Source organism: Thiomicrospira microaerophila (assembly GCF_000934765.1).
Lineage (GTDB): Bacteria > Pseudomonadota > Gammaproteobacteria > Thiomicrospirales > Thiomicrospiraceae > Thiomicrospira > Thiomicrospira microaerophila.
The window spans coordinates 78,753-90,730 of the sequence record NZ_JYNN01000008.1; the positions used below are offsets into that span (position 1 = coordinate 78,753).

An 11,978-nucleotide genomic window follows, 5' to 3' on the forward strand; every position below is an offset into this window, starting at 1 on the left:
TCAACTCGATTATAACTGAAAGACTAATGTGCTGCTTCGACCTGTTTATCAAAAAGGAAACTGATAATACGGCGGCGATCTTGTTCAATCACATCCTCAAAGTACAAGCCTAAGTAATTTGGCTCCCCTGGCACTAGCCTGACAACCCGTGAGCGAATCAATATCAACGCATCTTCACGACTTAACTTAATCATCACATCCACAATATCACCCAGGTTGGCTTGGCGAGCCGTAGCCAAACCTAACCCATTTCCGCTTAAGTTAATTTTGCGCTGTGGTAACACCAAACCAATATCCTTTTGATCCATCGTACTCAAAATCATATTCAACTTGTTATTCAAAATTTCAAACATAATCCCTAAGGGTTTACTTTTGACTTTAATTTTGGTGAGTAACTGTAAAAACTCCTCGTTCATCTTGCACAGGTCTGAACCAAAATAATCAATGATATCATAAACATCTTGATCTCTAGGCAAGCGCGTGATTTCCGCCTGCTCTGGCGATAGGATTTTGAAACCAAACCCTGCCTTAATATCCATTCTAAAATGGCGGCGGCGATTTTGAATCGACTTTAAATGGGGTTGCCCTGGTGTGTCATGCGTTTTCATGTTCCGTGTCTCAGTTTTTTTCAATGCATTCATTTTATCCCCCTTTAGCCACCCGGTACACATCGAACCAGGTTCACTAAAAATATTACAACCTTTTAATTCTTTTTGTTTTATAAATTACATATTAGGCAATCACTCACAAAAGGTCAATAAAAACAGTACCCACAAATCATGAAAAAACACTGCAAACGCCGTGCTTCTTAACAATCACGAAACATTTTGCACCAAAATAAAACAAAACAGGTGCATTAAAAGTAATAATTCTCTTATTAAATGTATGAATAATATATATTTAAAAAAATTTTGCACACTAAATGCTTTAATTTAAATAACATTATCTAGGAGCGCCTATCATGAGAACACTCTATTATCAGTATTTAGACTTATCTTTATTTTCTAAGATTCTTCTCCCCTTAGTCTTCTTAATTATTATGGGGGCAGCTATTTCTTATAACCGCATGCAGCTGCTTAAAAACGATGCGCTACATGCGGCTGGTCAAAATGCCGCGCTGAGTATGGTGGCGATGGCACAAAACTCGCGTACGTTTTATGTTGATGAAGTCATACCAAAAGCGCGTCAAGCGGGGTTAGCATTAAACCATGATTATCAAACACACCCGACAAACCTACCCCTCGCGGCGAATGTTATGATAGCGCTGGGCGAAATGAGTGCGGCACAAGGGGGCGATTTAGGGCAAGTTAAATTGTTCAGTGACCAGCCTTTTAAATTTAGAGGCGCCGTACAGCTCGATGACTTTGAAAAACAAGCCTTAGTGCATCTGGCTAAAAATCCAGAACAACCCTATATTCAAATTGAAACCATCAATGGTGCGCCGTTTTTTCGACTCGCGGTACCCGACCTAATGAACCAAGCCTCCTGTGTGGCCTGCCATAACACACACCCTGATTCACCCAAAACTAACTGGGCGCTCGGCGATGTGCGGGGTGCGCTTTCCGCTAGCATCCCATTACAAAACCTTGAGCAAGCGATTACCACCCCCGTTCAACAAACCACGCTGAGTTTTGCGCTGCTCGCCTTGGTGTTTACGCTATTAATGATTTTGACGGCCACATCAATTCGCCAGCGCGTTAAACGCTTAGCAGACAGCATGATACAGGTTGATCAAACGGGACGATTTGAAACGCTAACCGGTTTTGAGCGCAAAGATGAAATTGACACCATGGGACGGGTGTTCACGACGATGCTATCAAATATGCACCGTGCGATAACTGAAACCAACCGAGTAGTCGGGGCCATGGCACAAGGGCAATTTGACCAACGCATTGAATCTCCCCTTAAAGGCGATTTAGCAACAATGAAAGACGGCGTAAACCACTCAATGGATGAAATGAGTCAAGCCATGACACAGCTAAATACAAGCTTAAAGGCATTAAAATCAGGCGATTTTAGTTATCGCTCGAATGGAACACTAAAGGGTGAGTATCAGCAGATGATCGACAACACCCAAGCCGCCATGACCAGTCTAGATCAAACCATTAGCGAGATCCTAACGACAATGAATGCTCTCAATCAAGGTGAGTTTGATCAACGCATTCAAGTAGATGCACAAGGTGCCCTAGCTGACCTGAAAAACGGTATTAACCAAGCTATGCTAAATCTCTCTCAAGCCGTTGAAGATATCAGCCGCGTAGCCGTAGCACAGTCTGAAGGTGATTTATCTGAACGTATTGATCATGACTACCAGGGTCAACTCGCCATCTTACGCAATGCGATTAACCGCAGCGCCGATAAACTCGTTGAGGTCATCAGCCGGGCTTCAGAAGCCAGCTTGATTGTTAGTCACGCTGCGGATGAGGTCAATACAGCATCAGAACACCTCAGCCAGCGCGTACAAGAACAAGCCGCTGCCATTGAACAAACCTCGGCCTCTATGCAACAAATGAGCGAAGCACTCAAAACCTCATCCCAACGCCGAGGACAAACCGCGCAAATGGCAGAGGATGTTCAAAACCAAGTGGTTAAATCGACACAAACCATGAACCAAACCATTGAGGCCATGCGTAAAATTCAAGCGTCCAGCGAAAAGATTGCTGAAATTGTCAGTCTTATTGATGGCATTGCATTCCAAACTAACCTACTCGCCTTGAATGCCGCCGTTGAGGCCGCGCGGGCAGGTGAGCACGGACGCGGCTTTGCCGTCGTCGCAGGCGAAGTCAGAGCCTTGTCACAAAAATCTGCTGAAGCCGCTAAGGACATCAAACAACTGATTGAAAATAGCACCTCACAAATAAATCAAGGCACCCGCCTAGCCACGGCATCGGGCGACATGCTTAAAGGTGTTAATCAAGCAATTGAACAAGTATCCGGTAGTATTGGGCGTATTGCCAAGATTAGCGCTGAACAGTCATCAATGATTTTGCAGGTTGAGACCGCTATCAACGAAATTGATGGCGTAACCCAACAAAACGCGGCCTACGTTGAACAAACCAGTGCCGCTGCAGAAAGTCTAAAGGATCAGTCGGCTCAACTTAAACAAGAATTAGATTTCTTTAAAACCACACCAAAAAAACGCGAGCGGTCTTAACCCGGATATTTCGCTTCGCCTTCTTCTTTAGCAGCCTGGCCTAACGTAGGTGCCTAGGTTAGGCCGTGAAAACGAGGTTTTACACGCTGTTCGGATAACTAGGGTTATGGCTTAGTTTGAGTCGTCTGCAAAACCAACAAAGGTTTCTATCTGACGACGTTCGCGTTTAGTCGGACGTCCCTTGCCTTTTTCACGATAACCTACCAATGCCATATCCGCAGTCGGTTTACGCTGAAGTAGCTCTTCATTTACCAGTTCATAGAGCTGTTGGGCTTGCTCGGCCGAACCACGTTTATCGGATAACACCAATACCCTTACCTCGACCTTACGGTGCGCTTGGGTAATTTTCAGTTTATCCCCCACCGCAAGGGTTTTACTCGCTTTAGGTTTGCTGCCGTTCAGCTCGATTTTGCCGCCTTTTAGCGCTTCAGAAGCCAGACCACGGGTTTTAAAAAACCGCCCCGCCCACAGCCATTTATCACATCTTATTTTCTGCTCTTCCATGACCAGGCCTGGTTAATCCAGCCACTCGCGCGGCGTTAAATAATCATAAAGCTTGGCTTCTTCGGTGCCGGGCTCGGGTTGGTAGTCGTATTTCCAAGCCGCCAGCGGTGGCATCGACATCAGTATCGACTCCGTACGCCCGCCCGTTTGCAATCCAAACAGCGTGCCACGGTCAAAGACCAAATTAAATTCAGCATAACGCCCACGACGATACAATTGAAAATCACGCTCACGTTCAGTGTATGCCATCGCTTTACGCTTCGCGATAATCGGCCGATAGGCTTGGATAAAATGATCGCCAACCGAGCGCATAAACGCAAAGCAGGTTTCAAAATCCCATTGATTGAGGTCATCATAAAACAGGCCACCGACACCCCGAGTTTCGTTGCGGTGTTTGAGATAAAAATACTCATCACACCATTTTTTGTATTTTGGATAAATGTCATCACCAAACGGGTCACAGGCATTTTTAGACATCTGGTGCCAGTGTTTAACGTCTTCGTCAAACGGATAAAATGGCGTTAAATCAAAGCCACCACCAAACCACCAAACCGGCGCTTCACCCTCTTTCTCAGCAATAAATAAACGCACATTGGCATGGGAGGTCGGAATATAGGGGTTGTGTGGATGAATCACCAGCGATACGCCTAGCGCTTGAAACGAACGACCCGCCAACTCAGGGCGGTGAGCCGTGGCGGACGCTGGCAAGGTTTTGCCACGCACATGGGAGAAGTTCACCCCGCCCTTTTCAATCACCGCCCCGTTTTCCATTACGCGTGAACGGCCACCGCCTGTAAGCCCCATCGCACCCTCTGCACCTGGGCGCTGCCACGCATCAACAATAAAGTCCTTCGCACCGTCTTCTTGCGCTAATTGGGCGCAAATGTCGTCTTGTAACGCCAGTAAGTAGTCCTTAACTGCATCAATATTCATCTTGTTAAAACCCTATCTTTTAATTTATGTTATTTTATTATAGTGCAAAATCTGTATATTTCCCAAGGCTACAATCTAAAGTGTCGGCTTGAGTTGTCTCCCTCATGCCCTGTCACCCTGCGCGAAGTCGCAGGGTCTATGGCTGCAGGCAGTTGGATACGGCGACTTCGCGCAGTATGACGCGGGAACGGGAACGGTGATAAGGTAATCGGCACTTTCGATTACACCCTTTTCCCAATCAAGTTTTGATTTAAAATAAAGCTCTATTTTCAAGGAGAGTAAAAATGATTTTTCGCTTAATTTCTGTTGCATTTGTTTCGTTGATGTTAACCAGTTGTGCCATCACTAATACTACCCAATCAGGCTTGGTAGGTGTAGAGCGCAAACAAACGTTTTTGGTATCACAAAAACAAATGATAGAGGGCGGTCAACAAGCCTACAGCCAAGTGTTAGAACAAGCGAAAACCGATGGCACACTCAACACCGATGCGCAACTACATGCTCGCCTTCAAACTATCTTAACCAATATGATTCCACATACAGCGCATTTTAGAAAGGATGCGGTGAATTGGGCTTGGGAAGTGAATCTGATTGAAGAAGACACAATTAATGCATGGATTATGCCCGGTGGCAAAATTATGTTTTACACTGGGCTGATTAATCAACTCAATTTAAATGATGATGAAATAGCGGCGATTATGGGGCATGAGATGGCGCATGATTTGCGTGAGCACGCGCGTGAACGGACGTCTCAAGCCATGGCTACGCAGTTAGGTCTAGGTGCCTTAGGTCAACTTACCGGTGCGCAAGCCAGCACACTCGATATTGCTGGCTCGCTATTAAATGTCGGGATTTTACTACCCTACAGCCGAGTGCATGAGGTAGAAGCGGACCGTATTGGCATCGAACTGGCGGCCATGGCCGGCTACAATCCTTCCGCCGCTGTCGATATTTGGCACCGTATGGCGGCACTTTCAAAAGGTAATCAGCCACCCCAATTCCTGAGTACTCACCCGTCGTATGATTCACGCATCAAAGACCTGACAACCTATTCACTCAGACTGATGCCGGTGTATGAACAGGCCCGTTTAGCGCGTGAAGGCAAGTAAAGCGGGTTAACCACGCTCAAACGCCATCCATTCATCTAATTTTAACCAGGCCTGGTCAAGGCCTTGCTTATTTAATGATGAAAACAATTGGGCGCTGGCGTGCGGATAATCTTGCTTTAGGGTTTTTTGTAAACCGAACAGCGCCTGACTCGCTTGATTTTTACTCAGCTTGTCGGCTTTGGTTAACAAAACATGCACTGGCAAACCGATTTCCTTGGTCCAATCCAGCATCATCACATCCAGCGGTTGCAATGGATGACGACCATCCATCATCAAAACCAAGCCTTTTAATGCGTCACGTTTTTCAATATACTCGGCTAAACCCGCTTCCCATAATTTTTTCACATTAACATTGACCTTGGCAAAACCATAACCAGGCAAGTCAACCAGACTACGCTGCTCATCGAGTTGGAAAAAATTAATCATCTGAGTACGCCCGGGGGTCTTACTGGTTCTAGCAAGGCTTTTTTGCGAAGTAAGGACATTCAAGGCGCTCGACTTACCGGCGTTAGAACGGCCTGCAAAGGCGACTTCATAGCCGATATCTTCTGGGCAGTGGCTAAGATTAGGGGCACTCTTTAAATAGGTGGCTTTTTGATAAAGTGGATGTTGCATAAAATCTTCTTTCCTTTGGTGTTCCGTTTTTTATCCTTATTAACCCATTTAGTCGGTTCTAAAATACCCTACAGGATTACTAGGTTAATTACATGCGAGTCTTTAACTCTTGTGCAGAGAAGTATATACTCTTCTACCTGCAAAATTTTATTAGCATTCAACAAAAGATAAAAACCTATGTCAGAGCAGAAAAAAATAAGCAAACCATCACGCAAACCGAATGTTTGGCTTGAATTTCTTGGATCAATGAATCTTGCGATCACCTTATTGGTTATGCTTGCCATTGCTTCGGTCATTGGTACTGTGCTACAGCAGTTTCAACCGGTTCAAGACTATATTATCAAATTCGGCCCTTTCTGGTATGAAGTATACGGCAGCCTAGCCCTGTATGATGTCTATGGCGCCGCTTGGTTTATGATTGTTTTATTATTCTTGCTGATTTCTACCGGTGTGTGCGTTACCCGAAATACACCGGTTTTTATCAAGGACATGAAAGAGTACAGTGAAAAACTATCGATCAATGCGCTCAAACATCAACCTAATCACACACAATTTGCTGTAGCCGGTGATTTCGAACAACAAAAAGCCTATGCCACTGAATTTTTAAAACACGAAGGCTTTAAAACTCGCATTAACCAACGAGATGATGGGTCGGTCACTGTGGCAGGTCTAAAAGGACATTGGAATCGGCTCGGTTACTTTTTCAGCCATATATCGATTATTATTATCTGTATTGGTGCTTTAATGGATAGTAATATTTATTTAAAATACTTCGAGTTAACAGGCAGTATGCAGGCTGAAACTCGAAGCGTCCCTCTGAGTGAAGTGGATAAACGCGCTTGGTTACCCCCGTCTAACTTTTCTTATCGCGGAAACGTCAATATCACCGAAGGCCGTGATGCCGATGTATTGTTTTTGCCTTGGAATGAAGGCTATCTAGTCCAACAATTGCCCTTCCGAATTGAAGTCAAAGCCTTCCGGATTGATTATTATGACAACGGTATGCCGCGTACCTACGAAAGTGATCTGTTGTTGTATGCCGATGATTTAGATGAACCAATTGAAAAAACCATTGAGGTTAACCACCCGCTTTATTACAAAAACTATGCGATTTACCAATCCTCTTATGGCGATGGCGGTTCCTTGGTGAATATGAATGTGCATGCACTCGCTTCACCTATCGTTAGCAAAACCGAAATTGAATCAGCGATAAACCGTCATGAATCTTTGACTACCCCTGCTGGTCGCTTCCGCGTTGAATTTAGTGATTTCAAACTGCACAATATTGTGCCGCGCAGCGAAGAAGATGCATTAGCGACGGGGCGTAAAATGAAAAACAACGGGCCCAGCGTACTGTTTAGAGTGCGTAACGAAGAAGGCCGTGCTTGGGAATATGAGAACTATATGATTCCTGATGAACAGGAAGGTCGCTGGTTTTACATGAGTGGTGTGCGAAATGCCGTATCTGAGCCTTTCCGCTATTTGTTTGTACCCGCTGATGACTTGCGCAGCAAAAAACGCTTCTTTGAATTCTTAGCTCTGGTAAACAATGCACCCAAGGCAGACCGTATTTATCGTCAAGCGATGCCCAAGCCAATGGAAATGGAACGCGCTAACTATGAAACCCACATGCAGCTGATGCAGCAATTAGTTAAACTCTTCCGTGAAACAGGGTTTGATGGCATTAGCCGCTTTATTGAAACCAATGTGCCACAAGACCAACAGCAAGAAGTTGCGTCTTTTTACTTTGGTCAACTCGCGAACGCACTCCAAACCCTATATTTACATGTTCTTGAACAAGAAGGCGTGCCAATCAATTCACAAGGCGATATCAGTGAAACCCACCAGGTATGGTTTGAGGATGCAATGACGGCGATTGCAAGTTTAAATCGCTATGGTCCTCCACTGTTTTTTGAAATGACTAGTTTTGATCAACGTTGGTCAACCGGTTTACAGATTACCAAATCACCCGGTAAGGACGTGGTGTATTTTGGCAGCGCATTACTCACACTAGGGATATTCTTTATGTTTTATGTACGTCAACGTCGTGTTTGGATTCATCTAAAACGCAATGGCGAACAAACCGATATTACGATTGCAGGACGTGATAACCGGAAACTTCCGGAAACAGATAAAGAGTTTGAAAAACTCGTTACCAACTTTAGGGCTTAATAGTTAAGAGGCGGCTACATTATGGACATGACAATAAAAAAACGAAGCTTTTTAGAGATATTTACCCCCAGAGACATACTCTGGACGTTGATTCTCTTTATTGGCTCAATCATCGCTTGGCAGGTGTATCAAGATGAAATGGATATTTACGAGGTCTACATCCTATTCGGTACAGCGCTATCTGCCGTTTGGTTAGGTTGGTACTGGCGTAGTTTTCAAACATTTAGTTATGTAGTAACGGCTATTAGTTTACTCGCAATTTGGATGTATGCCCGTAATGACTTCGACTATGAAGCGCAAAACGATGTATTTCTTCTAAAATATTTAATTTCTAGCCAAGCCGCGATTATGTGGATGAGTTTCTTAGTGCTAGTAAGTACAGTGACTTATTTCTTTGCCTTATTTAGAGATTCGGCGTTTATTTACAAACTCTCAACCTTTATTGCTTGGACAGCCGCCACCCTCGGATTTGTCGGTTTAATGGTGCGCTGGAAAGAATCATGGTTAATCCATCCAGATTATGGTCATATCCCTGTTAGCTCGTTGTATGAAGTATTTATCCTATTCATCGTAATGACCATTTTGATGTACCTTTACTATGAACAAAAATTCAAAACGCGCGCAATGGGCGGGTTTGTAATGATTGTAATGAGCGTATCGGTTTTATTTGTACTTTGGTATGTCTTCGATCGCCAAGCGCATGAAATCCAACCGCTGATTCCTGCACTACAAAGTTGGTGGATGAAAATCCATGTTCCCGCTAACTTTGTGGGTTACGGTGGATTCTCTATTGCCTCAATGGTGGGTGTAGCGATGTTAATGCGTTTGGCCATTGAAAAACGTAATCCAAATAATGGACTACTTAAAGCACTGCCAAGTCATCAAATCATGGATGACATCATGTATCGTTCGATTGCCATTGGTTTTGCTTTTTTCACCGTCGCCACTATTTTAGGCGCCATGTGGGCGGCAGAAGCTTGGGGCGGTTACTGGTCTTGGGATCCAAAAGAAACATGGGCATTGATTGTTTGGCTTAACTACGCCGCTTGGTTACACATTCGCATGACCAAAGGCTGGCACGGTGCGCCGATGGCTTGGTGGGCTATTATCGGCTTATTTATTACCACCTTTGCCTTCCTCGGCGTGAATATCTTCTTGTCAGGTTTACATTCGTATGGTGAACTCTAGGAGCAAAACATGTTAAGAAGACGCTTTTTTCAACTTTCAGGACTGGCGCTATTAGCCGGTCTGAGCAACCAGGCCTGGTCGTCAATCCGCCCGGGCGTGGACTATAAAAATCTACGTGTGGTGCAGCCCATTGCACCGCACAAAAAACAAGTGACCGAAGTATTCTTTTACGGCTGCCCCCATTGTTACAATCTGCAAGACAGCCTGTATCAATGGCTTCGAGCTAAACCGCGTGATGTACATTTCGAACGGGTTCCGGCGGTTTTAAATAACCCAAGCTGGGTGTTTATGGCGAAGGTCTACTATGCCGCTGAAGATTTGGGGATTATTGAACGCTCTAACCAGCCGTTTTTTGAAGCCCTGCATCGTGATCAATTACCCTTGACTAATTTAGCCTCTATCGCTCAGTTTCACAGTCAGTTTGGCGTGACCGAACAAGCCTTCATCGCTAGCTTTAACTCATTTAAAGTCGATCAAGCTGTGCGTCGTGCCCAGCGCTTAACCGAAGCGTTTGGCGTTGAAGGTGTGCCGAGTATCGTGGTGAATGGTAAATATATTACCAGTCTATCAATGAGTGGAAGCCAAGCCAAGCTTTGGCAAAATGTTGATCAGTTATTAGAACGCTAGGAAGCCAGCATGCAAGCCGCTAAATTGTTTGTTAAATGCCTTGAAAAAGAAGGTGTAGAGTATATTTTCGGTATTCCTGGTGAGGAAAACCTGGATCTTGTTGACGCATTGCTCGACTCGGATATCGAATTTATCACCACGCGCCATGAACAAGGCGCGGCGTTTATGGCGGATGTCTATGGCCGCTTAACCGGCAAAGCAGGGGTCTGTTTATCAACCCTAGGCCCAGGTGCTACCAACCTCGTTACGGGCGTGGCGGATGCCAACATGGACAACGCACCCCTCGTTGCAATTGCTGGTCAAGCGGCTACCAGTCGAATGCACAAAGAATCTCACCAAGTAGTTGATTTGGTCAGCATGTTCAAACCAATTACCAAATACGCCACTCAAATTTTAGAACCGGAAACCATTCCTGAAGTCATACGCAAAGCCTTTAAACTGGCACAAGCCGAAAAGCCTGGTGCGAGTTTTATTGATTTCCCCGAAAATATTGCGGACATGGATACCGATGCCACACCGTTAAAAGTGACCCAAACACGCTTAACCACCGCCGCCGAACAGCTGATTAAACAAGCAGCACAAACCATTCAACAGGCTAAAAACCCGTTAATACTGGTCGGGAACGGCGCGGTTCGTGCCAAAGCAGGCGGCGAAGTTTATGCCTTTGCTAAACAGCTCAATATTCCAACGGTTAATACCTTTATGGCTAAGGGCGTCATTCCTTTCTTTAAAAATCGCACCGCGATGGGAACGGCGGGTTTGCAAAAGGGTGATTATGAAAATGGGGGTTTTTCTAAAGCCGACCTGGTGATCTGTATTGGTTTTGATATGGTCGAGTACCATCCCCATCTTTGGAACCCAAACCACAACCACCAAATTATTCATATCGATACCCTGCCCGCTGAAGTAGATTCAAGCTATATGCCGGATATTGAACTGGTCGGTGATATTGCGAAAAACATTCAAACTCTACGCAGCCTGCTTAATCAATCCGAGCCTACTGAACTTGATCATCCTTTGCGTGATGCCACCAAAGACGAGATGAACCGCTGTGCCAACAGTGACGCCTTCCCGCTATTGCCACAAAAAATTATCTGGGATTTACGTACGGCGATGAACTATGACGACATCGCTATTTGTGATGTCGGCGCCCATAAAATGTGGATGGCGCGTATGTTCCGCGCAGAAAAACCTAATACGTGCATCATCTCCAACGGCTTTGCCGGCATGGGCATTGCCGTGCCAGGTGCTATCGCCGCCAAACTCGCTTATCCTGAACGCGCGATTGTCGCGGTGACCGGTGATGCCGGCTTTATGATGAATTCACAAGAAATAGAAACAGCGCTACGTTGTAACACGCCGATTGTTATTTTAATTTGGAACGACAGCCAATATGGGCTGATTGAATGGAAACAAAAACGTAAATATGGCCGTGCCGCTTACATCGATTTTAAAAACCCCGATTTTGTCCAGTATGCTCAATCCTTTGGTGCTAAAGGCTATCGTATTGAAGCCGCTGATCAACTCTTGCCCGTGCTCAAACAAGCGCTACAAGACAATACGGTGTCGATTATAGACTGCCCAGTAGACTACTCACAAAACGACCGCCTAACCCAGCTCCTTGGCAACGTCATTTCTGAAATGCAGTCTTAACCCAAATGTTTAGCTTCGCTCTC

At 45.1% G+C, this 11,978-nt stretch carries 10 protein-coding genes; 6 read left to right on the top strand and 4 right to left on the bottom strand.

From position 1 onward, the window contains the following. Positions 1 to 23: 23 nt before the first annotated feature. On the bottom strand, positions 24 to 641 hold the full coding sequence (locus NA59_RS04775; protein WP_044408773.1) for a PilZ domain-containing protein: 618 nt from the start codon (positions 639 to 641) through the stop codon (positions 24 to 26). Between the two features lie 320 nt (positions 642 to 961). Between NA59_RS04775 and NA59_RS04780 the strand changes: the two genes are divergently transcribed. Continuing rightward, a complete protein-coding gene (locus NA59_RS04780) occupies positions 962 to 3,154 on the top strand; it encodes a methyl-accepting chemotaxis protein (RefSeq protein ID WP_052501469.1) in 2,193 nt (730 codons plus the stop codon). A gap of 111 nt (positions 3,155 to 3,265) precedes the next feature. Here NA59_RS04780 and NA59_RS04785 read toward each other — a convergent pair whose 3' ends face one another. Further along, positions 3,266 to 3,658, bottom strand: coding sequence for an RNA-binding S4 domain-containing protein (locus tag NA59_RS04785; RefSeq protein WP_044408776.1), 393 nt, complete (start codon positions 3,656 to 3,658; stop codon positions 3,266 to 3,268). Between the two features lie 12 nt (positions 3,659 to 3,670). Continuing rightward, a complete protein-coding gene (gene hemF, locus NA59_RS04790; protein ID WP_044408779.1) occupies positions 3,671 to 4,591 on the bottom strand; it encodes an oxygen-dependent coproporphyrinogen oxidase in 921 nt (306 codons plus the stop codon). A gap of 284 nt (positions 4,592 to 4,875) precedes the next feature. Here hemF and NA59_RS04795 point away from each other — a divergent pair, with 284 nt between their 5' ends. Then, complete coding sequence (locus tag NA59_RS04795) at positions 4,876 to 5,700, top strand: M48 family metallopeptidase (RefSeq protein WP_044408781.1); 825 nt, start codon at positions 4,876 to 4,878, stop codon at positions 5,698 to 5,700. A 6-nt stretch (positions 5,701 to 5,706) separates the two neighbouring features. Here the strand turns inward: NA59_RS04795 and yihA are convergent, their stop codons facing one another. Continuing rightward, positions 5,707 to 6,315: a ribosome biogenesis GTP-binding protein YihA/YsxC gene (yihA, locus tag NA59_RS04800; RefSeq protein ID WP_044408784.1), complete on the bottom strand. Its 609-nt coding sequence runs from the start codon at positions 6,313 to 6,315 to the stop codon at positions 5,707 to 5,709. Positions 6,316 to 6,492: 177 nt separating this feature from the next. Here yihA and NA59_RS04805 point away from each other — a divergent pair, with 177 nt between their 5' ends. Genes NA59_RS04805 through NA59_RS04820 form a run of 4 tightly spaced genes read left to right on the top strand, consistent with a single transcriptional unit; the run spans position 6,493 to position 11,955 of the window. Beyond that, entirely contained in the window at positions 6,493 to 8,487 is a 1,995-nt protein-coding gene (locus NA59_RS04805; protein WP_044408787.1) for a cytochrome c biogenesis protein ResB, read from the top strand. Positions 8,488 to 8,508: 21 nt separating this feature from the next. Further along, the gene (gene ccsB, locus NA59_RS04810) at positions 8,509 to 9,675 is read left to right on the top strand and encodes a c-type cytochrome biogenesis protein CcsB (RefSeq protein WP_044408790.1); all 1,167 of its coding nucleotides are present in this window, start codon (positions 8,509 to 8,511) and stop codon (positions 9,673 to 9,675) included. A gap of 9 nt (positions 9,676 to 9,684) precedes the next feature. Next, positions 9,685 to 10,302, top strand: coding sequence for a thiol:disulfide interchange protein DsbA/DsbL (locus NA59_RS04815; protein ID WP_044408792.1), 618 nt, complete (start codon positions 9,685 to 9,687; stop codon positions 10,300 to 10,302). Positions 10,303 to 10,311: 9 nt separating this feature from the next. Then, positions 10,312 to 11,955, top strand: a complete 1,644-nt coding sequence (locus tag NA59_RS04820; protein WP_044408795.1) for an acetolactate synthase large subunit — start codon at positions 10,312 to 10,314, stop codon at positions 11,953 to 11,955. The last annotated feature ends 23 nt before the right edge of the window (positions 11,956 to 11,978 follow it).

Bases quoted from the DNA above. Each gene is read 5' to 3' on its own strand.
- NA59_RS04815 (WP_044408792.1), top strand. From the start codon at position 9,685: ATGTTAAGAAGACGCTTTTTTCAACTTTCAGGACTGGCGCTATTAGCC.
- NA59_RS04785 (WP_044408776.1), bottom strand. From the start codon at position 3,658: ATGGAAGAGCAGAAAATAAGATGTGATAAATGGCTGTGGGCGGGGCGG.
- NA59_RS04820 (WP_044408795.1), top strand. From the start codon at position 10,312: ATGCAAGCCGCTAAATTGTTTGTTAAATGCCTTGAAAAAGAAGGTGTA.
- hemF (WP_044408779.1), bottom strand. From the start codon at position 4,591: ATGAATATTGATGCAGTTAAGGACTACTTACTGGCGTTACAAGACGAC.
- NA59_RS04775 (WP_044408773.1), bottom strand. From the start codon at position 641: ATGAATGCATTGAAAAAAACTGAGACACGGAACATGAAAACGCATGAC.
- NA59_RS04795 (WP_044408781.1), top strand. From the start codon at position 4,876: ATGATTTTTCGCTTAATTTCTGTTGCATTTGTTTCGTTGATGTTAACC.
- NA59_RS04805 (WP_044408787.1), top strand. From the start codon at position 6,493: ATGTCAGAGCAGAAAAAAATAAGCAAACCATCACGCAAACCGAATGTT.
- yihA (WP_044408784.1), bottom strand. From the start codon at position 6,315: ATGCAACATCCACTTTATCAAAAAGCCACCTATTTAAAGAGTGCCCCT.
- ccsB (WP_044408790.1), top strand. From the start codon at position 8,509: ATGGACATGACAATAAAAAAACGAAGCTTTTTAGAGATATTTACCCCC.
- NA59_RS04780 (WP_052501469.1), top strand. From the start codon at position 962: ATGAGAACACTCTATTATCAGTATTTAGACTTATCTTTATTTTCTAAG.